Raw genomic sequence first — 26,018 nt, 5'->3', positions numbered from 1 at the left:
GTTTTGACGGCTAAAATTTTAACATCCCGTTGCTATCCCAAATCCCCCAATATGCGCCAACTTCACCTTCTACACTCACCTTCCACGACTCATCAAATGAGGAGAAGTAGAATACCTCAATATTTTTATCATGTGCCCAAAGTTGGGTGTTGATGAAATATTTCATGGCATTAAGATGTGTTGGAACAGCTTTGCCTAATTCTTTCCCTTTGCTTGGCCAACCTGTTTCTGTAATCACTACTTTTTTCCCATCTGCTACGTTTTTTACTTGTTGATACATTTGTTGCATGTGATGCAACGAATCTTTGAAAGCAGTGCCCTCCCAATAGGGGTAACAATTGCACAAAAGGATGTCGCAGCGCTCTGTTATTTCGGGTCTTTTGACAAATTCGTAATAGGCGTCTACATAGCCGACCGGCACTTCCGGAATTTCTTTTTTAACCAGTTCAATGTAGTCCAACAGTTCATTTTCTGTTAAATCATTCCGGTAAAGGACTTCGTTTCCTACTGCCGCAATATCTACATATCCTTCTTTGGCTAATTGAATAAGCCCATCAATTTCTTGCCGGTTTTTTTCCTTGTCGCTTCCCAACCAAGCGCCTACTAAGGTTTTCAGTCCTGCTTCTTTGGCTAATTTGGGTATAAATTCGTTGCCTTCAATACAAGAAAACGACCTCACCCAGGACGTATATCGTTTTAGAATTTGCATTCTACGGTTAATTTGTTCTTCCGAAATGATATCGCCGGGTTTTTGACCATCTTCGTACAAGCTGAAGCAAAAGCCATGAACACCATTGTACAATACTTCCAGAAATAAATTTTCAATGTCTCCCTCAGACATTTCAGCTAAATAGCTTTCTCCTGCCGGATAGCCCAATTCCTTGAACTTTAAGAATTTTTCTTCCCTAAATGACATATTGAAAAAGGTTTAAAAGATATAGTGAAAGTGTTAAAAGGTTAAAGAAGGGATGATTACAATTCGCCTCGTCTTTTCACCAGTTCGTTTTTAATTTCCCTCGCTTTTTCCTCGCTTAAATCGTAATTCCACATCACCAAAATTGCCATTCCGGCGGTAATTGCAGGAATAAAAATGTCGGCAAGCCTTAACCGCGTTAAGGTTTCGGCAGCCTGAACAGTGGCTTTTTGATCAAAGCCAACCATTTTCAGAACCAATCCTCCAAGCACTAAGGCAAGTCCTTGACCGAGTTTAACCATCCACCAATAAATAGCGCCAAAGGTGCCTTCTTTTCGGGGCATGCCGTTATTCAATTCATCCAAGTCGCATACATCGGCTGTCATACTCATCATGAGGGTAAAAAGCCCCCCAATTCCAAACACCATAAATGGAATAGGCATGAAAATAAGCCAATGATTATCGGGATCAAATCCCCACCATTTTAATAAGTATCCTACCATAGAAATAGCGGTAGAGATGATAAAGGCCTTTCTTTTCCCCCATTTATTTGCCATCCAGGTAATTACAGGAATAATCAAAAGCGCAGTAGTGATGGCACTGATAGTAGAAAACCAAGCCGGCCAAGTACCGGCTGCGCCATAATCGCCCTGAAACATGTAAAAAACAATGATAAAATAACTAAAAGAGGCAACCATCTGAAAACCATTGAACACTAAAAACGTAGCACCACATAATCTTAAAAATGATTTGTTTTCAAAAATCAACACCATGTTTTTTAAAAGCCCCTTTAAATTTTGGTATAGTTTTTTGAAGGTAATATCATCTCTGTTGAAGAGGTTGGTTTGATCTACTTCTTTACAAAATATAGCCGGCATTATACCAATAATCATACATGCTGCCCCAACTATGACAGCAAATGTACGAACACCTTCCGCCTGTGTTTCAAATAAATTAGGGTTGGCAATAATTACCCAAAACCAGGGTACTATCATCCATGCAACTTGCCCGATAGTTTGTGCAAACCCCATCAAACGGGTGCGCTCGCTGTAATCAGAGGTCATTTCATATCCAAGCCCTATCAGCGGAGTAGAAAATATAGTATTGCCGGTCAGGTATATTAAGGAGAAAATAAGAAAGTACCAGAAATTGTATGTCTGTGAATTCTCAGGATGCAGTTGCCACAATGCCATAAAAAACAAGCCACTCATTATTGCGCCTATAAAAATATACGGCTTTCTGCGCCCCCATTTAGATTTGGTATTATCGGATATATACCCCATGATAGGGTCGGTAATGGCATCATATATTCTTGGCAAACCGCCAAGCAACCCGGCAAGAAAAGGATCCATGCCAAATGCAGTTAATAAAAAGAAAGAGAACACCCCTAATGCGCCCGGCAGTAAATTATTGATTAAAGACCCGGCACCATAGGCTGCTTTTTGAATGATAGGTACTCTGTCTTTTGGAGCAGTTGTATAATGCGACATGATGTAATGTTTAAAATGTTTGCTATTTGGAGTATTATTTATTATCTGAAATCAGCATGGTTTGAATTGCTTTGGCGCTAATGACCAATCGGGTAGTTTTTCCGGATAAACTAATTTGGAGTCCCTTTGCTTCGTTGGTAGGATTAAACAAGACAACTGCAATGTCTCCATCGGGATTTTGGGCTGCTGTTACCATGAGGTCTTGATCTGAATGTTCAAAACCAATTCTCACGGCACCGGGTCTTATAAACCGGCTAAAGTGAGCCATGATGTAGTACAAAGGAGTGAAATAAACTTCATCGTTATCGGGGTCCACAATCACCGGAGCAATACACCAGTTTTTTGCCCAATTGGGTCCTCCTTGTTTGTCGAGCACCATATTCCAGTCAATCCAACCATCTACGTGGTTATTCAGGCAACCTATTAAATCCTGCGCATAACGGAAAACCGGTATATACTTAGGATGCAAATGTTTTTTTTCGGGCGGTGCCCAATCCCACCCCCAATCGGTTGCTTCTTTTGACCAAAACCAGGCATCGTTTTTCCATCTCGGAACTTGTGCATCAATACAAGCTTCGGTTTGAATTAAATGTTTATCGGGAGCTTTGTGATGAGCATATTGCAAAGCAACGGGGAAAAAGTCGTAAGTGCTTGCATACCAATGTATGGCTGTTCCGGCGTAATATTTGCTTGCCTGAACATCATCATACATGATATCTACCCATTCCTTTAATTCTTCGTCGCGGTTTTGGTCATACCCCAAAATTTTTACTTCATGTCCATCTCTTTGTAATTTGGGACCCAAATAGTTTTTGACAAAATGGTTCATTTCTTGAGGGGTAAAGTGCATACTCTCCCAGTTGCTGTCATTACCCAACGGTTCGTTTTCTACGGTAATTCCCCAAACATCTATACCTTCAGTTTGGTAAGCGGTTAAATATTTAGAGAAATACAATGCCCATGTTTCATAATATTCAGGCAGCAGTTTGCCGCCCTTCCAAGCATTGTTGTCTTTCATCCAAGGTGGTGCGGTCCAAGGAGTGGAAATTATTTTAACCCCTTCTTTTGAAGCAGCCTTAGCTTCATTAATCATGGGTATGAGATAAATCAGGTCTTCTTTTATAGTAAAATGCTCCAACAGTCTATCGTCTTTGACTGAAGCGTATGCATAATTACCCAATGAAAAATCACAGGAGTTAATATGAGTACGGGTGAGGGAGTATTTAGCTCCGGATTCACCGAAATAGGCTTCTATAATTTTTGCGCGATTTTCTTTGCTCAACCGGTGAAGCAGGTAGGCAGATGCCTGGGTAAATGAGCCGCCAATCCCTGTGATGGTTTGATATTTTTCATCAGGCAATATTGCAACATAGGCAAATTCTTCAACGATTGGAAAATCAGATACTTTTGTGAGCCGGTTGCCTCCTTCAGAGGTTTCAAATATCTCTACCGCCCTTAATGTCGGGTAACTAAAACTTGCGATCATGATGAATACCGGCAAAATAGTGGCGAGTAGATATTTTTCCATAGCTACTAATTATTGTGTTTTTTTAATGCTTTAATTTCCAATTCGGTAGGTGGCGTGTTCACCTCTTTCAGCAATGCCTCTATATTCCCGCTATATGTTTTTGTGATAGGTTTGCCATCTCGGGTTAATCCCTTAAAAGCACCGTTATCGGTCAAATTCCATAAGGCGTATTTTGCTTGCGATTGCAAATTGATTAGTCCGAAATGGTTTTCTGAACCTAAAGGATTAGCAGCATCTTTCCATTGTTCGTCGAAAGCCTCGAAATAAAAAAGGGTTATTCCCGCTTCATTTGTCCATTCACGCATCAGGTTGTAAAAGATACCCGATTTATATTCATCGGTAGCTTTTGAACCGTTACTGCCATAGCGTTCATTGGATTGAGTTGCCCATCCTGTTTCGCCAATATGAACAGGTTTGTTTACCCCTATACTTTCCATGTAAGTTAACACACTCTGATATTGAGATATGGCGTAGTTTTTTGCTCTTAACATAGCCGCATCTATTTTTTCCAATTCTGGTAAATCGGTTTCTGTTTCCCGAACACCCCAAAAATCGGGATTGTAGTGAGTGTCGTGCATAGGATAGGTGTGCATCGAAATAAAATCTACCGCTTTAATCAACCGGTCTAAGTCCTCTACATGATACTCTGCATCACCACCTCCCCAAGAGGCAAAATTATCGGAACTTGTAATCCACAAAGTTGACGGAAGTTCTCCCTTAGCTTTCAGGTCTTGTAAATGGTTGACCCATTTTAGGATCACACCGGGCTGTACGAAGTAAGAGGTTGCCCATTTGACCATTGCTTCATTGCCAACCGCAATTATTTTTACTATATCAGGATATTGTTTTGTCAGGGCTACGGCTCTATCAATTTCTCCTGCATTTTGCTCGCTTTCTTCATCATGATTAGGTTTGTCTGTACGTGCATTTTTACAATCTATCCATGCGCCCAACATCACATACATCTCAAACCCGGGTTGTTCTTGCTTTAATTCGGTGATAGCTTTAAGTAATTTAGCCGTTTCTTCTAAGTAAACATTATAGGTTCTGACCAATTTAATACCCATTGCAGCCAATATCTGCATATCTTCTTTCAACTCTGCAACGGTAGGTTGTACATCTCTTGATTTTTGACGATATCCGCCATAACAAATTGCCAAATACTCTCGATTGCCAAGAATATCTGCTGCGGTTTTGTTCATAGTGTTCGTTTTTGATTCCTTACTTTGAGCGCAAGAGATCAGATTGAAACATACTATCATTAAAATGGAGAAAATCAAAAATCTATACATGTTGTACTTGATAGCTCAAATGATAAAGGCTAAAAACAGGATTAAAAACCTTACAGCACCTTCGTTTCTTGAATGGAAACAAGAATTTGGTCAATTTCACCGGTTCGTTGAAATACCATCCGGCTTGTTTCTTTATCCAAACTAAGTGTATTGTGTTCTTTCACTGTTCCGTCTATAAATCTTACTTTTATTTTGTTTTCGTTGTCAATTTTATACACTACCGGCGTTTGGCAGTAGGTAAATCCAAGCGACTTAGGTGCTAATTGAATTTGTCCGTGTTCTGAATTGGTTTTAAAAAAGTGGAAGGATTGCGATTCGGTCAGGAAGTCATTTTTTTTCAACAAACAGGGATTAAAAACCAAGCAACTCTGATTGACAAATACCCCCAGCGATCCAAACTTCACCAAGATGTCTTCTTTTACCTGTCCGGTCATTCCAGGTTGCTGCGCTCCTCTATGCAGAGGTGTGTGCGAATAGGGGTCGGTAGGAAAAGCCCCATAGAGATCGGCGGGTTTATGAATGCCTATGCCTTCGCCAATTTCAAAGAAATGGGATATTAAAGCATTGAGTGAATTATGGTTATTTTGTTGGTTGAAGGCTGATAAGCAGGCTTCCTGTACTGCTAAGTGAAGTTTGGAAACCATATGCCAATAAATAGAACCCAAACCTTCGTAACCAAAAAAAGTACCCGATCGTCCGGTAAATTCTTTATGATTAAAAACAGATTCAAAAATTTCTAAAATGACATGGGTTTCTTTTTCTATCAATTCTTTGTATTCAGCGCTCGATTTGAGGTTTTCCAATGCTAATTTGACATCATAGGCATTGGTAAAATTGCCGTTAAAATGATAGCCGCCTGCTACATCCTGATTGACAATCTGGAAGTTGTTATCGGCTATCAATTTTTGCAGTAAGAATGACTTTTGAATGAACAAATCCGGTATATTGTTTTTGGCTAAAAAACCGGGGAGTTCTTTATTTGGATACAGCAGATAACTGTTTTGGTCTTTTCTGTATAAAGAGCTGTTTCGAAGCGAGTTCAACAATTTTACAATTTCGTCTGCCGGTAAATAATCTGAACTGATGACCGCCACTTGCCCTTCGAGCATTTCGCTCAAATAGGAAATTGAAATTTCCTCTTTGTGAATAGTAATCAGATTGTAGGCATGATAAAGATCATCGGGGCGCTTATTTGCTTCAATCGAATGTTCAATGTAGTGAAGGGCTGTTTGTAAAAAGTTGGATATTGCATTGAGTTTCAATGCTGTTTTTTCTCCGCTAAAACCTAATCGGTAAATGCTTTCTCTGTAATTGCTGCCTGTTTGGCCAAGCGCATCGGTAATTGTTTTTCTGTTACGGTCATTTACCTTGCCGTTCAACAAATATTGATGTTTGGAAAGAACACCTGATATGCCGGTAAAAAAAGCATAGAGTTCTTCCGAAACAGCTACTTGTTCAATTTGTGATTGTTGAATTAGGGCTTCAAAAAACTTCAAAAATCTTCGTAAATAGTATAGCGTAACCATTGAAACTCCGTTGCCCACCAATGCGTTATTGGCATCATTCCATTCGGGGCGTTGCGTATTCATCCAAATACCGGCTTCGGGAATAAAATTGGAAACTTTTGCCAAAACGGCAGCCAATAATTTTTCAAGAAAATTAACGCGGTGAATTTCATGTTTACGGTTGCTTAGTAAAGCAGCATCCGCACCTAATTCGGTTATTTTTTTCCGTATTGATAAATCTGCCTTTTCATCAAACAGAATGGTGTCTTTGGGATTTTGGACAATTTCCTGATAGGATTTGATTTTGTAAGGCACATTGGCATAGACAAAGTGTTCACTGTTAAATAATTGATACAATGTATCCGGCTCGTGATGGTAAAAAATCTCCAAAAACTTAAGCAGGTAAATAATTTGATGGTCTCCCCAATAACCAATGTACGACCATGGATTATCGTGCTCAACTGTCTCCCAGTCAAAACCGCTTTTGGTCACCCGGTAAGGATTATACCCGTCAAACGTGGAAGCATTTAAAAATTTAAATATCATTCCTTCTAAAAAATCGGGAAAGGAATGAGCCAATGCTTCCCAGTTTTGAAAAATATCCCGCCAGTTCCCTTCATAATCCAATATCTTTGAGCCGTCTAATTCATGGTGCATATTGATGGAAAAGTAATTCCACGGACGGCTTGGATCTCCGTGCCTTCGACTGAATTTCAGTGGCAGATATTCCTTACACAACCTGATTAAATCGGGATCTTGTTGAGCCGATAAAAGATTGAACAGTTCTTGTTTGTCGAATTCGTTTTGAAGGGAATTGATAAAGTTTTCGTTGTTTTGAAAAACTTTATTGTTGGCATGATACAAGTAAGCTACGAAATCGGATTTGGTGATTTGGTAATTGTTGTCGAAAATGCCACCGCGCATGATGTTAAACAGCACATTGGAATAGTGTCTTGTATCTTTTAAAGTGTCGGCACTCAATTGCAAACCATCTGCTCCCGCAACAAGCTGTGTTAATTGTTGAGTGCCTTCAGCAATATCTGCTTCCAATAGGCTGTTCAGGTCTTCCCTTGTTTGAATTAAATTGTTGAGCGCTATTATTTGAGCATGGTTTTGGTTTACATTGGCAACAATCTTCCATTTTTTAGCTTCGTTTTCGGCTAATTGAAAAGTTGCATGAACAAAGTATGCTCCCTTCTCACCTTTTATATCAAGTTCCTCCCTGATAGCTTGATTTTTTCGGAAACTGTTTAATTGTAAAGAAGAAAGCAGGTATTCCGGATTTTCCAAACCTAACGACCAGGCTATATTTGCCTTCAGCGCTTCGCTTGGCTCGGCTTTATCAACTATAATAGCACTTAGTGCAAAAATCCCCAAACCGGTTGTTTTAACCAATTCATTTCTTTTATAAGCATCTACCAGGTTGCTGACCGTTATTTGCAAATAACTGCTCACACCATAGGGCATGATGTTTTGAATGCCATCTAACACAGTTATTTGGTAATCTTTTCCCGATGTGTTGACTAACTCGGATTTTTTAACAAATCCAAATTCATGACTTGTATTCCATTGGTATCTGAAAATTAAACCTAAGTGATGGTTTAGTTCTTCAAACATTATTTTATTCCCGTAGCAATTTTTATACAAGTTCCTGCCAATGTCAGAACTATCATCACATCTGTCTGAAAAAGGCTCCCAAACATGTATTTCACCTTCAAAAGCAACCCGGAAAATGGTTTTACTTCCTGTAAACTCGGCAAATTCCGACAGTTTGTCATCGGTATAATAAGGGAAAAGGGCGTACTGTGGATTTTTGCGCCCAGCGGTAAGTCCGCCGTTGCTTGAAATAAACATCCAATGGTTCGAATTGCTCACCACACTCATTAAAAAGGGGCGTAGCAAGTCGTGATTGGTTATTTTATACCAAACTTCCTGTTCAATTTCTATTCTGTTGATTGCCACAGTTTTGCGCTTTATACTTTTCGTTTGCGATGAATCAAACTGTAACTCCGCAGGATTTAGGTAATAGGTTTTTCGATTTTGACGATCAATTCTGCTGTTTTCTTAGGTATTTCAGCGATTTCCCAGTTCTGATTAATTTTTAAGGTTTTTATACCGGATAAATGTAGGAGAATATCTTTGGGGGTATATTTTTTTAGTAATCTCCTCTCTGTTAATATTTTGTAGAGTTGATAGTAAAAAACTGTTGCCATGAAATTGATGAACAGCCATGCTTCCATCTCTGCTCCTCCTCTCATGTAAGTACGGTCAGCATGTAAAATGTTTTTGAACGCATCAAAGAGTTGCTCGATATGGGTTCGGGTTTTGTATCGTTGATAAATCTGTTCAGGCTGATAGTCATCTGGGAGGTTGGTTAGCAGTGCTAAGGTGCCAAAGGCATCTTGCTTCTGATAGAAGGTGTGCATATCATAGCCCTTTGTTTGGTTTTCTATTCTACGAATAAAGTCTTGTTTTTCGGTTGCCTTGAGGTAGTCATTCACAAAGACAATAATTCGTTTATTGTCCGGTAGTTGGATAGTGTAGTACCAAATGGGTTGTTGTTTATAAAGAAAGTACTGGAGTTGCTGCCCTTTGTTAGTATGCAAAGGAGTGTAATTGACAAGACTTGAATTCCGACGCAAAGGCAGCAGATACATTAGCTGTGCCTCATCGAGGTCGGCAATATTTTTTGAGAGCAGAAGCCTTTATCGGCAACAATGATAATATTTTGAAGTCCGCTCTCCAGGATACTCAATTTCATGGCAGAAACATCACGTACATTACCGGGAAGCAGTCGATAATAAACAGGTAGAGACAAATCGGTGGAAAACATGAAAAACAAGTTAACCTGTGGGTCAAAAGTTCGCTGACTATTATACCCTACTTGTGCAAGATCCAGCTCCTCAGAAAATGAGGTAATATGCGTAACATCCAATAAAATAAAACTATTGCCTTTCATCAATGCTTTGAGGCAGTTGACTATCTGTTCCCTTTGTGATCCTACAGAACGCAAAAGGGCAGTAATGTTCTTATCGCTTAATTGGGCTGCCGGCAGTAATTCTGATAAGTAGGACTGTTCATAGTACAGGGGCATGTTTTTTAACGGGGCGTGGTGCAATAGGCGATAGGCAGATAAAACAAATAATTCCTTATGCCAATCTGGAAAGTGGGTCTGTAATGCTTGCAAAATATCGGTATGTTCTTTGTAAAGATAATGAGAAGCACCGTATTCTTTAACACTGACAGACTTAGCCAATATTTGAGGAGTTCCGGTAGAACGGGTTAATAATCCCTCTGGAGTAATTCTACCAATAAACTCCCCACTTATCTTTTCAGCGCGTTTCTTTTCTTTGTTCCAACGACTACTAACCTTGTATAAGTAGTAATTTCCGTTTATAAACTTTATTTCGGAACCTTTAATCTTGTGTGTCAAAACCCAATCAGGATGCGCCATAACTATTACCTATGATTAGGGAATAACAAAGGTAGAGCCAATTCTTCTTAAAACAAGGCTTCCAGCATTTTTTTTACACCTATTACCTATGAAATTGCGGAGTTACAGATCAAACTTCATATTCCGGGGTGGTTCCTATTTTTTAATTTGCCTCATTGTAAACCCTGATGTAATCAATGATCATTTTTTGAGGGAAAGGCGTTTGCTCGGTAGGGAATCCGACATAATTACCGCCTACTGCTACATTGAGAATCATGAAAAACGGGTGGTCATATACCCACTCTCCGTTAACTTCATTGGGTTCAATGCGTTGGTATAAATAGTCATCAACAAAAAAATCTATTCTGTCGGGAAACCATTCAACGGCGAAAGTGTGGAAGTTTGAATCATACCGATCGTTTTCCAAACCATAAGCACCTGTAATAGAATTTCCTCCCGAATAACCGGGGCCGTGAAGTGTGCCATTTATTATTTGCGGATGCTGGCCTCGAAGTTCCATAATATCAATTTCGCCACATTGAGGCCAGTTGACGGTTTCTATATTGGAACCCAAGAGCCAAAATGCCGGCCATATACCCGGACCGTAAGGGGTTTTTAACCTTGCCTCAAAACGCCCGTAGGTTTGTTCGAATAAGCCTTTTGTATTTAATCTGGCTGAGGTAAAACCCGAACCTGCATACAACTCTTTTATTGCGGTAATCACCAAGTTCCCTTCTCCATCCATTGACACATTTTGGCTTCGGTCGGTATAGTATTGCAATTCCTGATTTCCCCATCCATTTTGTCCTGTGCCAATATCATACGTCCATTTTGTCGAATCGGGTGAAGTACCTGCTTCGCCATTAAACTCATCACTCCATACCAACGACCAATTGCGCGCTTCTAATTTTTGAAAATCATCTCCTTTGCAACCGGAGAAAACAATAGAACCAATTAAAAAAGAAAATGCAAAAGGTATAAACACCAACAACCTGATTGTTTTCATGTTGTAATAGATTTTAATTGCGGAAATAAAGGTTATCTAAATAAATTGTGCCGTTCCCTTCAAATTTAAACTGAATGACATCAGTTAAATCTACCGGTGCAAAAGAAGATAAGGGTATATCTATGCTTGACCATCCCGAAGTTGGAACCGGTAATGAATAGGCAGTTTCTACCGGCCCTGTGCTGATTAAAAAAACATTCAGTAAAGTGGAGTTTGCGGTCCAGAAATCTATATGTAAATAGGTATATGAAGAAACATTTTGGCTGCTGCCCAATTGAATACCCTGATAGTTAAGTCCGGTGTATTTCAGGGTATTGTTTCCTTGAATGGCTTCTTGGGTAACTACTGTGGCTTGTCCCCAAAAGGGGTTAAGATTTGTGCCCGCAATATTGGTATAAGCATCGCTGAACACCGAAAGTACACTTGACGCACTGTGTGTGGGAGTAGGAGCGGCTGTTGTGGGTAGCAAAGGCGGTGTGTCGTCGTTATAAAAATACACATTGTCCAGATAAAGATTGGGTAAAGTGCCCGAAAGAACCAATTGAGCCAAGTTTGACCTGTTTAACAATCCACTGAAATTAGACAATGGAATATCCAGACTTATCCAGTTTTGGGTGGTTAGGGTAGGGGCGGTAAAGGTTAGTTCGTGTGAAGAATCATCATCTCCGCCAAACAAGCCATTAGCGCCAAAGTCCACCAACAATACTTTAAAATTGTTCGGTGCATTGGTAGGGTCGGGTGTCCATATATCTAAATGGAAATGAGTCATGCCGGCAGCGTCAATGGGTTGAGACGAAAACTCAATGCCGACAAAATTCAGACTTCGATAACGGATGGCATCGTCTCCGTCTATTTCGACAAAAGACTCTTCGGCGGTAGAAAATTGCCAACGGGTATTCCAAGTATCTACAGGTACATTCTCGTAAACATTGCTGTACATGGAAATAACCTTATCGGCACTTCGGGTAGGTGAAGGCGGTGGAGATGCCGGCTTAATTGCCTCGCCCACCGAGTTGATGGTGAGCGAACCTGCTGCGTCAATGCTGCCAAGTTTTGCAGTAATTTGTGCAGTTCCTTCGCTATGTACTGTCACCAAACCTTCCTGACTGACAGATGCTACTGCCGGATTTGACGATAAAAAACTAAAATAACTGTAAGCAACGTTAACGCTTTGGTCAATTCCGGTGGGGAGGTTATGAGCAGAGGTCAATCCGGTTATCTGAATCGTTTCTCCGTTTTCGGACGACATGACCACCTCATCTCCATTAAAAATGGTCGCACTTTGGTGCGCCAAAGTTCCAAGTTTTTCAAACTTTACCTCGTCAATCCAAAAGGTATAGCCTTTGCCGTCTTCCGGTCCTTCGGAGTAATAAAACATTCCGCGCTCTGCTGAAAGTTTGGAAGGATCGGGTAAGGGAATGATGTATTTTCTCCAATTAGTATTTACCTGTAAACCGTTGACCGAAGCCAAGTATTTTAATGCTCCTAAATCGTTTCCAAATCCTACCACATCAATTGTGGCAGGTTGGGTAGCTTTTATCCAAAAAGTTAATGCATCGTAGCCTGATAAATCTCGTGGCTCGTTGGTAAAATAAGCTCCTCCGGCATAAGCGCCGTTGGGATTATTAAAGTCGGGCACTTCAAACTTCATGGAAGCCTCGGTATTGTTGTAGGTAGTTTCTTCGTCCACATCAAAAGCGGTGGGTACAGAGCCTCCAAAAGCTGCATAATTCAATCCCGGGCTAAATCAATCTATAAATACATCGGGATTGGTAGAAAAATTGGGCGATTCTAAATCGTCTAAAGCCCGTTCGCAGCCCGAAAACAAAAGCAACAGTAATCCGCAAAAAACAAACTGGCTATAATTGAACAAGAATTTATTTTTCATTTTTTGTCTTTTTTAATTTCCGATACTGAATTGAATGTAAGTTCTGATTTCCCATTCGGTGCCGTTGTCAAAACCAATAGCATCGGGGTCGGGTACAAAATTGCCGTTAGGGTCAACTTTGGTGGTTGGCATATAACGCGGTGAATATTTGTCGAGCGAACGCCAGTTGGTACGAAATCCTAAGCGGGTAGCAGGCAGGTCAAACCAATCCGGTTTTCCGATAGTGTTTGACACATCCACCATAAACTGCATAGGGAAAGTGAGGTTGAAATCACGGTGATAGTCGTAAGGCCCCCAATCATTTACCCTTACAAAAGAATTGAGTTTCAGGGTTTTGTAAATCATGCGCAGTTCCATACCGAAGCGTTCAATCAAACGCGGGTCGCTTCCGTTTGCCTGGGCAGTTCCTCCGTACAAATTGGCAATTAAGCCGAAATTGCCGCTTATTTTGGAAACCAATCTGGTATGTATTTCCCATAAATCTTGTGCAGGGGCTGATCCCGGAAATGCAAATAAAGTACGCCCGTTTGACAAAATACCAATTGCGGCATCTTGAATAGTGGGATGATGACGATAGACCAAACCGGCGCTTAGGGCAAATTTTGCATCTTCAGACTTGTCATTGTCCCACTCATACATCCACGAACCCGGAGTTGGGTCATAAGTAAGCAGAATTTCTCCGGCAATGGTTTCTCTGTTACTCCGAACAACAAATGGGTCTTCCAGAATATTGCGGGGTCTGCCCGGAGCAGGCACATCAATCGGAATGGGCCCTTCAATAGGTTTTTGCCATAAGAAGTTGGGCGCAATCTGCAGGTTGCCTATTGAATAGGTAAAACCGGTCAGGGCATTATATTGATTTCCGCTGCCACTGTCTTTGAGTCTCCAGCCGGTAAAGGTTTTGGTAAAATCGGCACCGCCATTGGCAACCAAACCCATGATGGCAGATTGAGCATACCAATTGATATGTTTACCCTTGTAGGTGAATTTAATTTTTCCGCCCCAGTTGTCTTGTGTTCCCAATTGGTCTTGGTAAACATCAAAAGTGCCGTCTTCTTTTTCTCTTGCCAATTGGAAATCTCTTCCATTGAGCGGTTGCCCGCCCCAAATGCCTCCCAAATCTATGCCCAACCTTCCAAAACTACGGTTGACATGCAAAGTAATTCTTCGGGTTAAGGGTTGTGGAACGGCAAACGAACTTTGGGTGCCGCCCAAACTTGCAATGTCTTCATGGTAACCCCCCGTAAATTTGAACTTACCCAAATTTCTGCTGTATTTTGCTAAAACAGCAGGGTTGGCTCCCCACCAAAGCTGAGGGCCGAAAGCAACTTTTAATCCGGCTAAGTTTTTTTTGCCTTCAAATTCAAATCCAAGTGGCGCAATGCCGTTGTATATGTCCATTTGAGGGCCGTAGTTTGCTTCGGGGTATAAGCCAAAGAAATCGCCTTCAAATCCCCAATGATAATGCCCTGTACGGTAAAACCCGTTCAGGTTAAACCATTTATGATCCCAATGATAGCTTGCTTTATAGAGTTGCACCCTGTTGATGGATTCTACTCTGACGTTGCCATTATTGCTGTTTAGTAAAATAGGGCGACCCCGATTTTCGTAAAAAATTTCGTTAATCGGATTTTGTGCCACATTTCCCAACACATTCACCTCAACATTTGCTCTTATATTTGATGTAGGATTGGCTTCAACGCCAACAAAAACCGATTCCTGATGATCGAAACCCAATTGATTGGGAAATACCGGATTGGCCGGATCGGGATCTTTTGGAGTTGAAATTAAACTGCCTCCGGTATTAAAGGTAGATACCTCGGCTGTAAACCGGCTTAACCTGATTAATTTGGTCTTTTCGCCTTTTAACGCTGCTTTATCACCATTTGCCCGCAAAGCTGCGCCGGTCAAAGAGATGTTATCAAAATGTTTTTTTATTTCGCTTTGTGTTGTGCCCGTTGAAAGAGGATTAAAGCTATGCACTTCTTTCAACACATAATATGCCGCTCTCGGAAACAACTCATATAGCCCTTTGGGGTTGGTTGGCCCTTTGGCGCAAATACCAAACCATTCCTCGTTCATATTATTGTCGCCTTCCGAATAATCGCACAGATAACCCCCGTTTGACCATGAGGCGTGCGTATCGTGAACTTCTAAGTTTGAGGTTTGTCCATACTTCCACCAGCCATCGCTAAACTGAAAGGTAAACCCTCCGATGGAATTACCGGCTTTTCCCGCCCCGGCAGCATTTTCGTAAATTTCGCGCCAGTTACCATGCAATTGATAGGCTTGACATTGTTGGTCTTCCTCATTTGATTTTGCATTAAAAGCATCCGATCCAAATTCTGTAAACAAAATGGGCTTTCCGTATTCCTTTTTTACGCGGTCAAAAGCATCTACAAACGAAACGCCTCTATACATGTTTACACCAAAAATATCTACATCTTTACATTCTTCGGCAATAAGGTTCAAAAACAACAAATCGCCGTTGCAGAGCGCTACCGGATGCTGTTGGTCAATGGCTTTCATTGCTACTGCGCCCTCGTTGAATAACTTATACAAAAACCTCGCTCTGATGGAAGATTGCCTGTCTTCTAAAGGTATGTCTTCCGTTTCTGCGCCTTCCCAAAACAGCCCGTAGTTATTTTCGTTTCCAAGCAGGTAAAGCAGCAGCCCTCTTGTATCTTTATATTCGTTGGCAATTTGTTTTACCTCATTCAGCAGCAATTCTTTTACATCGGCATTGGAATAATCGGTATTTGCCTCCCAGTTGCCATTAATGGTTAGCCCATAACGCCCGTAAGAATGATTGAGCATCGTATAAATACCGTGATGATCATAAATATACTCAATCCAGTTTTTAGGAATGCCTGTATATACGCGAATGGTATTTACTCCGATGTGCTTTAACAGCGACATTTCGTAGTCCAGCACTTCCTTAATCATGTCGGGCGACTCATTCCATAAACTATATGAGTAGTTGGTTCCTATCGGGAAATAATCCCAGTTCATACCGTTTACCATAAATGGCTGTCCGTCAACGGTCAAGGTCATCCCATTATTTGTTTTTTCGATAGTTACCTTGCCCGTTTGTGCATGCAACGCAATAGAAGAAAAAATAAACTGGAGCAAAAAGAGTGTAAGTAGCCTTGCTTTCATAAGTTATGATTGATGTAAAGGTTTGACGATTATTGGAGCTATTGAGCACATTAAGGTATTGAAACTACCCTCCTGATTTGTATATACATGACATATACAACAAGGCTAAAAACGATAATATTAAAGGAAAACACAGGTAAACGCTTTTAAAACCAACACCTTAAGAAATCTCAATAAAGCCCTTTTACTTCAAGTATTTTATGGCTGTATGTATTTTGTATATAACAATTTGCAGACAAAAAGTGGAATGCACTCAAAACCATAATCAGGAAAAACAAAGTGCTGAATCGTAGTTGACGCACTACATCAGACTGTGGCAGGTATAGGAACCCTTCCAAATAGCCAAACACGACCTGCGCATGCGCTCCATATTCCTACCGAACACCCTAAAAAATATACCCAGACATCATCGCCATCTGTTTTATGGCACTGATTTGCTTGCTCCAGATTGAATGAAAGGTCCGGTTACAACAAAAAAATGAGCCCAGCCGCCATCCGAAATACATTGTTGCAACTAAAAGTACCCCTCCTCAAAGATTACAAGACAGGCAACCGGTATGTTCTTCCGGAAAAAGCTACGCAGTTTGTAAAGAAAATTTACCAAATCCTGGTGCGAATGGATGGATATTTCATATAAATCAAATCATGTAGTGCCTACAAATTGAAGTGAGGTCTTAGGATACATCACTTTGTGCAAAAAAATGTATGAAGTCTTACTTTCTTCAACAAACCCTATATTTGAGCCATAAACGGTTAGTATGAAAGCAGTCATTCAACGCGTAAGCAGGGCTTCGGTAACTATTGATGTGGTTGTAACCGCTGCCATTCAAACAGGGTTGTTGATTTTATTGGGCATAGAACATGCCGATACTGAGGAAGATATAGAATGGTTATCCAACAAAATAGCAGCCCTCCGTATTTTTTCGGATGAAAACGGACTGATGAATCTTTCAGCAAAAGAAGTTGACGGGCAAATGCTGGTGGTCAGTCAGTTTACCCTTCATGCCAGTACTAAAAAAAGGCAACCGCCCTTCTTTTATTTCGGCTGCCCGACCGGAAACAGCAATTCCGCTTTACCAAAAGTTTGTCACACGTTTGGGTGAACTGACGGGGAAAACTACACTGACCGGCGATTTTGGAGCAGATATGAAAGTGGAACTTGTCAATGATGGTCCTGTTACCATCATTATAGACTCAAAAAACAGGGTTTGATCGGTTGAAATATCACATCCTTTCTAACAATACTTAAGTTTGAACTTCCCTATAGCCGCTTTATTTTTAAAATTACCGGCAAATCAGTGCAAGTGAATTGAAGTCGTTTTACATTTATGATAATATTCACTCCCTAAATCTTATCAAATATGCTGCTTCTTAAAACGCTCATCCTGCCGACCGATGATTCGGAATTGGCAAGCAGTCTGTTGCGCGACTTTCTTACAAACAGCAAGTACATCTTGTTTATCGTCCTGGGAGATGATAGCAAAGCCCGCGAAACGGTGGAACTGGCAGATAAGCGCTCCGGTAAAATTGAAGAGCCGCAATGGGTAGTTTGGGTTCGAAACCCGAAAACGTTAACGGCTGTGCTTGAAACCCTGAAACTTTCCGATGCTAATTTGCTGAAAGACTGGAGTAAAGTGTTGGCGGTATGTGTCAATCCCAAATCAACAATTTGCTTTGTTTGTGAAAACTTGAAAGTACCCGACAGAGTAGTCGTACTGGAAGCTTTTACCACCTGCAAATCAACCGCTAACTTTGATAAAGTTGGCAGCATAACGGTTCCTGCTTTTCCGGCTGACAGAACCTTAAACTTATCCGGCAATCAGGATTTGCCACCGGTAACAGACAATAAGGAAAAGCCCCCGGCTAACAAGAAGAAAACAGATAAACCAAAATTGCCCGATCAGGACTAAGTTCATCTTCTTTAGTTACTCAAAGCCTTTTCACCTATGAAGCATATCACAACAAGTTTACTTTGTTTTTTGGCGCTGTTGCTTTTGTTTGCCCAATACATATTGGCACAAAAACCGGCGATCCTGCATTTGGAGGAATATGATCAAAGAGGAAAAACCCACCCCATCGGTAAAAAAAACGCCACGATTGATGTCAACAGTATTGTCAATGTTTCGGTCAACAAGGACTCGCTCCGCTTAAGGGTAGGCAGGTTTTTGGAAGATAAAGATGGCGGGGTTAAAAAGTTGCTCGACGAAGTTTCCTTGATTGGCAATATTCTTGCGGACTACTCTCAACAATTAGATGCTTTAGATAAAGTTTTGGAAGAATATGCCAATCAGCCGAGAGAGAAAAAAGACCCCTCGATATTGCGAAAAGCCGAAGCGGGAATTGCCGACCGTGTGTTGGCTGCAATTGCCCTGATTAAAACCAAGCCCCAACTTTATGAACAACTCGACGAAGCATTGGGCAAATTAGATAGAAACGCTTCGAGTACAGACGAATATTTAGAGGTGTTTACAATTACTCAGATCGCCTTAGACAATGCACAACAACTTTTAGAGGAAGTCATCAATCAGCAAGGGGTAAAAATTCAGATGGGGGCCTGGATAGTTACCGATAACGGTACAAGCCCGGTGCGTTTAGAAGGATTTGGGGATGTAGCACAAGGCGAACGATTCGAGGTGAGCCGCAATCAACTGAGTTTGAACGAAAAACAAATTGCCGAACTGCGCAGCTATCAGCAGGTTTTTGCCGGAAATGCACAAAAACTAAGCGAGATGACTAAAAAATCGCAACGCCCTTTGAGTATGTTGCTCGAAAAAATAACTGCCAAAGTAGATAGTTTTGAAGTACAGGTAAAAACGCTGATTGATAATGCCAAAAACGCAGGCAAATCGGTGAGCGAGCAGGCTCAGGGCGAAGTATTGAAGTATGTGGAAGACTATCAAACTTTTCTGGAATCTCTCAACCAAAAATATTTATTAGGTACCGAATATACAGACGCTGTTGAACTCTTAATCGGAATTGAAGCCGATACAAGGAGGTTAAAAGAAAAAACTGAGGCATTTATCAGGATAGATAAGTTTTTACTGGAACTGAAAACAAATTTAGCCGGAAACCCTGAATTAGAAAAAAGCCTTCAGGATATCATGCAGGTGGTGGCAATTATTGGTGAAACAAGACAACAAATCACCACATTTGTCAATAATTTTAAACTATTGTTGAAAGGCAGGCAGGTCAATTCCGAAGCACTTGAATTTACTGATGAAATCTATAAACTCACCTTTAACGAATTGCCGCTGACAACACAGTTCAATCTCTTGTTTACCGGTGCCAGAAAGCCCGGCGATTTGATTGTACTGAAAATTGCTGCCCTTCCTGCCGAAAGTAAACGCTCCATAGAACTGGAAACACACAACCTGCGGCTTGCCAACGCCCTGCCTCATATTGATATCGCAGTAGCCTATGCCTTTGCCCTCCCCACTAAGGGCAACCCCGACAAAAGTTGGCTCGGTGGCCCTTCTTACAGTATGCTGTTTAAGTTCGGCTCCCGAAATATGCTTTACCGGAACTTTATTGATGCAGGATTGGGCATTAACTTTGCAGCTTTCGATTTTAACAAAGACGGTAATCCCGAAATTTCTGCCGGTGCAACCGGAAGTCTGTTTAAAGATTATGTTCAGGGCGGAGTAGGATTTAACTTTAGCAGCAATAGCCCTTATTACCATGTAGGGCTGCGTATTCCCATCCCATCAACTTCTATCGGATTGTTTAAAAACTCCAAAGGTCAGGAAAATCCCGATGCAGATTTTGGCACTGAACAGTAAAACAACAAACAAGCCCGGCGGGCGCTTGGTAAAATCCAAAAACATTTAACAATAAACCTTTGTTGTATCGGCTTAAAATCTTTAATTTTGTGGCATGAAAACGCTCAGAATTATTTTTCCCGTTCTTGTTTTGATAATGTTCGCTGTATTGTTTCAAACAGAATTGGCTTATGCGCAATGCCCCATGTGCAGAGCGGCCGCTGAATCAAATCTGAAAGAAGGGGGATCTTTTGCCCTGGGTCTGAATACCGGCATCTTATACCTCTTTTGTACCCCCTATATTATTATTGCAACCCTCGGTTTTATTTGGTGGCGAAATCAGCAAAAAGTAAAAAAAGCGGCCATTTCTCAATCTGAAAACGAGCGATGGAATTAGTCCCTGCCTGAGTGCTGTCATTTAGAATTTTATTTGTCGGCAAAAATAGTATCACTATGTATAAATATTCCGTAACCGGCCATATCTTTGCACCGGAGAGATGGCAGAGCGGTTTAATGCGGCGGTCTTGAAAACCGTTGAGGGTGATACCTCCGGGGGTTCGAATCCCTCTCTCTCCGCATCATTACCACGCGAAATTCCGCAACTGCGGTGTTTCGCGTTTGTTGTTTTTGGGACTTCCTATTTTTAAGACACCTTGCCCGAAAATACCATGCCTTTCAACCTGCTCATAGCACCCGATAGCTTTAAACACGCTCTTTCTGCTTTGGAAGTTGCTAAAGCTATTGCAAAAGGAGCTGAAAAAATTTCAGAACAGACTATCTACCCAATCATACACCCGCTTTCAGATGGAGGCGAAGGAATGGCTGAAATTTTAACCCACCACAGCCGGGGCACAGTTATATCAGTTAAGGTAGCCGACCCACTGTTTCGAAACATTACAGCAACCTACGGGTTAAGTGCGGACAAACAAACCGCATTTATCGAAATGGCACAGGCATCGGGTTTACAACTCCTGCTTCCTAATGAGCGCAACCCTATGAACACCACTACTTTCGGCACCGGGCAACTGATTATTCATGCCCTTAGTCAAGGTGCAAAACACATCATCTTAGGAATTGGTGGAAGCGCTACCAACGATGGCGGAATTGGCATGGCAACTGCATTGGGGTATCGTTTTTTAGACGAACAGGGTCAAGAAATCGTTCCGGTCGGGAAAAACCTGTCTAAAATTGCCATCATTGATTATAGCAATTTGTTGTTTGACCCAAACCACCTGAACATTACCCTTGCCTGTGATGTGAATAACCCGCTATGTGGAAAAACAGGTGCCGCTCAAACCTATTCACGACAAAAAGGAGCATCTGAATCTGATGTCTTGCAGTTGGAGCAAGGACTTCAGCATTTTTCCGGCATAATTCATCAACAATTTGGCAGAAATATTGCACAAATTCCCGGAGCAGGTGCCGCAGGAGGTACAAGCGCCGGTGCCATGGTTTTTTTAAACGCCACCATAGAAAGGGGAATTGATTTGGTCATGCAATATACCGGATTTGACAAACAATTAGAACAAGCAGATTTAGTCATCACCGGAGAAGGCAGCATTGACTACCAAACCATGTATGGAAAAGTGGTGAAGGGAGTATCCCAAAAAGCCAAAAAGCTGGGCATACCGGTATTGGGGTTTTGCGGAAGCCTGACTGCCTCTCCACAAGAAATTATGAATATAGGGTTGACAGCAGCTTTTTCTATCCTTCAAACACCATGCTCCCTTAACGAAGCAATTGAACATACCGCCCAAGGATTAGAAAATCTTTCAACACAGGTTCTTAGGTTGTATTGTGCTGAACGCAATTTTAGGCTTTAAATTCAAGTGTTGTTTTTTAAACAAAAATGCAACTTTTTACCACACTTGTCATGCTGTTTGGGGCATAACGTGCAGTTTGAGGAAAGTCCGAAACATAAAGCGTAACCGGGTTTAATGACTATGATGATGGCCGTCTTCGCCATGCACATGGCCATGTTCTACTTCTGAGGGAGAGGCTTCTCTTACTGAGATGACCTTGCCCGAAAAAAACAAATCTTTCCCGGCCATAGGGTGGTTAAAATCCATTTTAACCTCGTTAGCGTTAATGCCAACTACTTTGCCATGTAGTAAATGCCCCTGGTCGTTTCGCATTGGAACCACATTGCCGAGCTGAAGGAGGTCACCTGCAAGTTGACCATCTATGACAAAAATGCTGATTGGCAGTTCAACTATAGCGCTTGGGTCAGTTTCTCCATAAGCATTCTGACTGTTAATATTAAACTGAAAACTGTCGCCTTCTGATAATCCGTCTAAATTGGCTTCAAATTCGGGGAGTAAACTGCCGCTGCCAAATAAAAAGACAAAAGGCTCTTCAGCCGAAGTTTCTTCTACCATTTCTCCTTCTGCATTGCCTTCATGCAACCGGTAACTGACGGTTACTACTTTGTTTTTGGAAATAATCATGTCTGAACAAAAATTGATGAGTAATTTTTATAGACAAACCACAAACAGGCAATAATAGTTCGACCTGATATTAGGAACAGGTAAATTGTTTTGTGTATCAGAAATTGAGGATTTTCTAGCCTTTTTTTAACCCGGCAGAGCTTGTGTTGTTGTAAAAAATATTTTTCATAACTGCCCATCTATTTCAAACAATAAAAGCAGTATCTTGTACGGCATAATTTTAATTTAATTCCACTCTTAACTTAACTGTTTAACTGTGCCCGTGTGTGCAATACCCGAAACCATTGCCAAAGCGCTAATTCTGGCGTTTATACCGGTTGTTTTTTTGCTGCAAAGCGCAGGGTTAAAAGCTCAACCGGCAGGGTCAACATGTGGCAACCCATTGGTAGTAAACACGCTTCCATTTAACCAAACCGGATTAACCACCTGCGGTTATGGGGATGATTATTCCTTAGGGGGAGGCAGTCCCTGCAATTTCGGCAATTTTTTACAAGGTCAGGAAATTGTTTTTCAACTGACTCCTGTTGTTTCGGGATGCTATAATATTCAGTTGTATAATCAAACCGGAGTGCCCGATGCAGGAATATTTGTGTTTCAGGGTTGTCCCGGTGCCGGTGGGGTTTGTTTAGATTCAGAAGCCAATAATAATACTCCATTTATCAAAATAAACCTGACAGCCGGCACCACTTACTATATCATCATTGGAAGTGAGCAAGTCGGGGGCTTCAGTTGTTCGGGATTCAGCCTGTATATTTCTAACCCTGCTTTAGCACCTCCCAACGATTTTTGTCAAAACGCCGCTACCCTTACCGGATTGGGAAGCAACTACAATGCCACTGCCTGTAATGAACCCAGTCAATGGGCACCCGATTACAACTCGTTTTTTAATCAATGTACCGGAGGGCTTTGGAATTATAACCATAACGGGGTTTGGTATATGTTCAACAACCCTTTTCAGCAGTTTGTCAGCATCGAGGTGTTTAATATCCAATGTATCGGGGTTTTGGCCGACAATACCCTGCAACTTGGAATTTGGTCAAATACCGGAACCTGCGATCTGGATGACGAAACTTTTTATGGATGTTTGGTAACAAACGGAGATGCGACGATCAATCTTCCCAACCTGCCTGCCGGCGACTATTATTTGTTTGTGGACGGTTCTTCTGGGTCTTTATGCACCTGGGAGTTTGCAAGCCCACAAGTCATTGATTGTTTTCCCCCTCAAATTACACCGGTTTCGGGCACTTCTTTTTCCCAATGTTCCGCTTCGTTGAGTCCTCTGACTTTTGGGATTGATACTGCCGGCTCTCAACCGGCAGATATTGTCTGGACACTCGACGGTCAGCTTTTGCAAAATGACGGACTTACTTATACTGCCCTTTTACCCGAACAAGGCATTTATACCGCTCAGATAACCAATGAATGTGGCGAAGCCGAACAGTCTTTTTCTGTAACCGTTCTTACTTCTCCTTCTGCAGTTCTCAGTGGGGGCGGGAATATTTGCGCAAACAACCCTTCCGATGTGGCCATCAGTTTTGTCCTGAACGGAACACCGCCTTTTACCCTTACCTATCAAATTGACGGAGTGGTACAACCCCCTATGGTTTCGTTTACCGGTACGTTTGTTATTTATACGCAAACCCCCGGATTATATGAGCCGGTAGCATTGGAAGATGACAACTGCCTTTTAGCCGGTTTTTTGAGCGGAACAGCCATAGTTACGCAAACCGATTTTTTACCTCCTCCCGAAATACCCGTATCCCTGTCCTATTGTATAGGAGATTTACCCGAATGGTTAACCGCCGGAAATGTGGTGTCAGGAGCAATGGTCAACTGGTATTCGACTAATCCTTTAACCGGTTCGGGCATAGTGATTGGTTCCGGCAACTCGTTCGATTTGAATACCTATTTCAACACTTCCATGCCCGATACCTTGCAAATATGGGCAACGCAACTGTTGAACGGCTGTGAAAGTTTACCTGCTCTCTCAACATTGATTGTCTATGAGCCGCCTGAGCTGACTATTTCCCCTCCTGTTTCTTTGTGCTTGTATGAACCTTTGCCGGACCTGACGGCTGTTTCAAATGGAGCAATAACCTGGTACAATGCCTCCCCAAGTTCAGGAGGGTCTCCGATTGGAACCGGGAGTTTTCTGGAAACCTCCGATTTTTTGGATAGTAACACCGCAGGAGTTTTCACATTCTGGGCTGTCTCTGAGCTATATGGATGTTCTTCGGTAACAGTTATGACAGAAATTACCATACTCGCCCTGCCCGAAATTCCGGAAGCAGACGATGTTTCGATTTGTCAGGAAGATGCCCTCCCTTTGCTTCAGATAAATGCATCGGGATTGGTGAACTGGTATTCAAATCCGGGCGAAACGGTTCCTTTGGCACAAGGTCCTGCTTTTTTACCTCTCTCAGCAGGAACTTATTACTTCCGGCAAACTGATTTGATAACGGGATGTATCTCTGATTTTGGCACAGTAACAGTTTCTTACTTTTCAGCCCCTCCTCCGCCTTTGGTTTCAGATACTGCAATTTGTATGGGTACTCCTTTACCCATCCTTCAGGCAGAAGGGGCGGGATTGATGAGTTGGTTTGCCAATGTAGCCGATACAACACCCCTTGCCATTGGGAATTCATTCTTGCCTCCGGCTTCCAGAACTTTTTATGTACAACAAACAGCCCCTTTAACAGGATGTTTGTCGGAATTTTCGCCGGTTACTGTAACCGAAATTCCAACGGGTATTGCTGAACTCAGTTATCCACAAAGCTATTATTGTCTGAGTGATTTATTTACCCCTCCTGCACAAATTCAACCCATGTCAATCAGTGGCAGTTTTTCGGTTTCGGGGGGTCTTGGCATTAACGCCCAAAACGGGATATTGGATTTTGAAAATGCCCAACCAGGACAAACCTATACCATCACCTTTTTGCCCGACCTCCCCTGCGCACAAGCCGACACTTTTTTGATTTCCATCCACCATCTTGAGCTTCCCGAGTTGCCCGATGTTCAGATTGAAGAAGGCAGCGCATTACCCATCAATGCTATCGCCGTTTTTACTTCCGAACAAACCCCAACCCTTTATGAATGGTCGCCATCCGGCTTGACTGATTGCCCGGTTTGTCCGGTTGTTCAAATTTTTCCACAGACCACTACCCTTTTTCAGGTAACTGCCGTTTCAAGTTTGGGGTGTGTGGATGCCCAAAGTTTTACTGCAACTATTTACCCCCGACCCAACCATCTCCTATTGCCAAATGCCTTTAGCCCCAACAACGACGGCATTAACGATGTCTTTACCTTGCTTGGATTTAACCTGTCTTCTGCACATCTTTATATTTACAACCGGTGGGGAGAACAAGTCTTTGGCACAACCAACCTGACCGAAGGATGGAACGGCACCCATCAAAATCAACCTGCACCCATCGGGGTGTATGTATATTATGCTCAGGTTACTTACAACAACGGACAAACCGAATTTGTCAAAGGCAACTTAACCCTGATCCGGTAGATTTTGATGTTGGCGATTTTTTGAGTGGTTATGCAACAGTTACCCGTGTTAGAGGTTCATTTTCAATTGTTGTTTGTCCTTTTTT

The 26,018-nt window shown here is 41.7% G+C and carries 18 protein-coding genes, 1 tRNA gene and 1 pseudogene; 8 read left to right on the top strand and 12 right to left on the bottom strand.

Annotated elements, in window-relative coordinates; translation table 11 throughout:
- Positions 1–10: 10 nt before the first annotated feature.
- The 11 genes from IPM47_05585 to IPM47_05535 all read right to left on the bottom strand — a co-directional run bounded on the left by IPM47_05585 (position 11) and on the right by IPM47_05535 (position 16,214).
- Positions 11–916, bottom strand: coding sequence for a glycosyl hydrolase (locus IPM47_05585; GenBank protein ID QQS30418.1), 906 nt, complete (start codon positions 914–916; stop codon positions 11–13).
- 56 nt (positions 917–972) lie between these two features.
- Positions 973–2,403 carry an MFS transporter gene (locus tag IPM47_05580; GenBank protein QQS30417.1) on the bottom strand — a complete coding sequence of 477 codons (1,431 nt, stop codon included), beginning with the start codon at positions 2,401–2,403 and terminating at the stop codon, positions 973–975.
- Positions 2,404–2,437: 34 nt separating this feature from the next.
- Positions 2,438–3,931, bottom strand: coding sequence for a glycoside hydrolase family 30 protein (locus IPM47_05575; GenBank protein ID QQS30416.1), 1,494 nt, complete (start codon positions 3,929–3,931; stop codon positions 2,438–2,440).
- Between the two features lie 5 nt (positions 3,932–3,936).
- The gene (locus IPM47_05570; GenBank protein ID QQS30415.1) at positions 3,937–5,223 is read right to left on the bottom strand and encodes a glycosyl hydrolase family 17; all 1,287 of its coding nucleotides are present in this window, start codon (positions 5,221–5,223) and stop codon (positions 3,937–3,939) included.
- A gap of 50 nt (positions 5,224–5,273) precedes the next feature.
- Positions 5,274–8,690, bottom strand: coding sequence for a hypothetical protein (locus IPM47_05565; protein QQS30414.1), 3,417 nt, complete (start codon positions 8,688–8,690; stop codon positions 5,274–5,276).
- A 56-nt stretch (positions 8,691–8,746) separates the two neighbouring features.
- Positions 8,747–9,334 carry a transposase gene (locus IPM47_05560; GenBank protein ID QQS30413.1) on the bottom strand — a complete coding sequence of 196 codons (588 nt, stop codon included), beginning with the start codon at positions 9,332–9,334 and terminating at the stop codon, positions 8,747–8,749.
- A 50-nt stretch (positions 9,335–9,384) separates the two neighbouring features.
- Positions 9,385–10,182 carry a hypothetical protein gene (locus tag IPM47_05555; GenBank protein ID QQS30412.1) on the bottom strand — a complete coding sequence of 266 codons (798 nt, stop codon included), beginning with the start codon at positions 10,180–10,182 and terminating at the stop codon, positions 9,385–9,387.
- 142 nt (positions 10,183–10,324) lie between these two features.
- Positions 10,325–11,167 (bottom strand): glycoside hydrolase family 16 protein, encoded by an 843-nt coding sequence (locus IPM47_05550; protein QQS30411.1) that lies wholly within the window; start codon positions 11,165–11,167, stop codon positions 10,325–10,327.
- A gap of 13 nt (positions 11,168–11,180) precedes the next feature.
- Positions 11,181–12,902, bottom strand: a complete 1,722-nt coding sequence (locus IPM47_05545) for an Ig-like domain-containing protein (GenBank protein QQS30410.1) — start codon at positions 12,900–12,902, stop codon at positions 11,181–11,183.
- Positions 12,903–12,914: 12 nt separating this feature from the next.
- On the bottom strand, positions 12,915–13,055 hold the full coding sequence (locus IPM47_05540; protein QQS30409.1) for a hypothetical protein: 141 nt from the start codon (positions 13,053–13,055) through the stop codon (positions 12,915–12,917).
- 12 nt (positions 13,056–13,067) lie between these two features.
- A complete protein-coding gene (locus IPM47_05535) occupies positions 13,068–16,214 on the bottom strand; it encodes a glycosidase (GenBank protein ID QQS30408.1) in 3,147 nt (1,048 codons plus the stop codon).
- Between the two features lie 478 nt (positions 16,215–16,692).
- On the opposite strand from IPM47_05535, the gene IPM47_05530 reads away from it, so the two are divergent.
- From IPM47_05530 to IPM47_05500, 7 genes and pseudogenes are all read left to right on the top strand, one after another.
- Positions 16,693–16,851 (top strand): hypothetical protein, encoded by a 159-nt coding sequence (locus tag IPM47_05530; GenBank protein ID QQS30407.1) that lies wholly within the window; start codon positions 16,693–16,695, stop codon positions 16,849–16,851.
- Positions 16,852–16,972: 121 nt separating this feature from the next.
- A pseudogene (locus IPM47_05525) lies at positions 16,973–17,426 on the top strand (D-tyrosyl-tRNA(Tyr) deacylase).
- Positions 17,427–17,575: 149 nt separating this feature from the next.
- The gene (locus IPM47_05520) at positions 17,576–18,124 is read left to right on the top strand and encodes a hypothetical protein (GenBank protein ID QQS30406.1); all 549 of its coding nucleotides are present in this window, start codon (positions 17,576–17,578) and stop codon (positions 18,122–18,124) included.
- A gap of 36 nt (positions 18,125–18,160) precedes the next feature.
- The gene (locus tag IPM47_05515; protein QQS30405.1) at positions 18,161–19,993 is read left to right on the top strand and encodes a hypothetical protein; all 1,833 of its coding nucleotides are present in this window, start codon (positions 18,161–18,163) and stop codon (positions 19,991–19,993) included.
- A gap of 94 nt (positions 19,994–20,087) precedes the next feature.
- Positions 20,088–20,369 carry a hypothetical protein gene (locus tag IPM47_05510; protein ID QQS30404.1) on the top strand — a complete coding sequence of 94 codons (282 nt, stop codon included), beginning with the start codon at positions 20,088–20,090 and terminating at the stop codon, positions 20,367–20,369.
- 94 nt (positions 20,370–20,463) lie between these two features.
- A tRNA-Ser gene (locus IPM47_05505) sits at positions 20,464–20,548 on the top strand.
- 92 nt (positions 20,549–20,640) lie between these two features.
- A complete protein-coding gene (locus IPM47_05500) occupies positions 20,641–21,795 on the top strand; it encodes a glycerate kinase (GenBank protein QQS31390.1) in 1,155 nt (384 codons plus the stop codon).
- Between the two features lie 111 nt (positions 21,796–21,906).
- Here the strand turns inward: IPM47_05500 and IPM47_05495 are convergent, their stop codons facing one another.
- Positions 21,907–22,419 carry an FKBP-type peptidyl-prolyl cis-trans isomerase gene (locus tag IPM47_05495; GenBank protein ID QQS30403.1) on the bottom strand — a complete coding sequence of 171 codons (513 nt, stop codon included), beginning with the start codon at positions 22,417–22,419 and terminating at the stop codon, positions 21,907–21,909.
- A 256-nt stretch (positions 22,420–22,675) separates the two neighbouring features.
- On the opposite strand from IPM47_05495, the gene IPM47_05490 reads away from it, so the two are divergent.
- Positions 22,676–25,933 (top strand): gliding motility-associated C-terminal domain-containing protein, encoded by a 3,258-nt coding sequence (locus tag IPM47_05490; protein ID QQS30402.1) that lies wholly within the window; start codon positions 22,676–22,678, stop codon positions 25,931–25,933.
- The last annotated feature ends 85 nt before the right edge of the window (positions 25,934–26,018 follow it).

Source organism: Sphingobacteriales bacterium (genome assembly GCA_016700115.1).
Taxonomy (GTDB): Bacteria; Bacteroidota; Bacteroidia; order Chitinophagales; family UBA2359; genus UBA2359.
Note: the sequence above shows the minus strand (reverse complement) of the source record. Positions and strands in the feature narration are given on the sequence as shown.

Excerpts from the sequence above, each read along its gene's own strand:
- IPM47_05585 (QQS30418.1), bottom strand. The coding sequence starts at position 916 with ATGTCATTTAGGGAAGAAAAATTCTTAAAGTTCAAGGAATTGGGCTAT.
- IPM47_05580 (QQS30417.1), bottom strand. The coding sequence starts at position 2,403 with ATGTCGCATTATACAACTGCTCCAAAAGACAGAGTACCTATCATTCAA.
- IPM47_05575 (QQS30416.1), bottom strand. The coding sequence starts at position 3,931 with ATGGAAAAATATCTACTCGCCACTATTTTGCCGGTATTCATCATGATC.
- IPM47_05570 (QQS30415.1), bottom strand. The coding sequence starts at position 5,223 with ATGTATAGATTTTTGATTTTCTCCATTTTAATGATAGTATGTTTCAAT.
- IPM47_05555 (QQS30412.1), bottom strand. The coding sequence starts at position 10,182 with ATGGCGCATCCTGATTGGGTTTTGACACACAAGATTAAAGGTTCCGAA.
- IPM47_05550 (QQS30411.1), bottom strand. The coding sequence starts at position 11,167 with ATGAAAACAATCAGGTTGTTGGTGTTTATACCTTTTGCATTTTCTTTT.
- IPM47_05540 (QQS30409.1), bottom strand. The coding sequence starts at position 13,055 with ATGAAAAATAAATTCTTGTTCAATTATAGCCAGTTTGTTTTTTGCGGA.
- IPM47_05535 (QQS30408.1), bottom strand. The coding sequence starts at position 16,214 with ATGAAAGCAAGGCTACTTACACTCTTTTTGCTCCAGTTTATTTTTTCT.
- IPM47_05530 (QQS30407.1), top strand. The coding sequence starts at position 16,693 with ATGAGCCCAGCCGCCATCCGAAATACATTGTTGCAACTAAAAGTACCC.
- IPM47_05520 (QQS30406.1), top strand. The coding sequence starts at position 17,576 with ATGCTGCTTCTTAAAACGCTCATCCTGCCGACCGATGATTCGGAATTG.
- IPM47_05515 (QQS30405.1), top strand. The coding sequence starts at position 18,161 with ATGAAGCATATCACAACAAGTTTACTTTGTTTTTTGGCGCTGTTGCTT.
- IPM47_05510 (QQS30404.1), top strand. The coding sequence starts at position 20,088 with ATGAAAACGCTCAGAATTATTTTTCCCGTTCTTGTTTTGATAATGTTC.
- IPM47_05500 (QQS31390.1), top strand. The coding sequence starts at position 20,641 with ATGCCTTTCAACCTGCTCATAGCACCCGATAGCTTTAAACACGCTCTT.
- IPM47_05495 (QQS30403.1), bottom strand. The coding sequence starts at position 22,419 with ATGATTATTTCCAAAAACAAAGTAGTAACCGTCAGTTACCGGTTGCAT.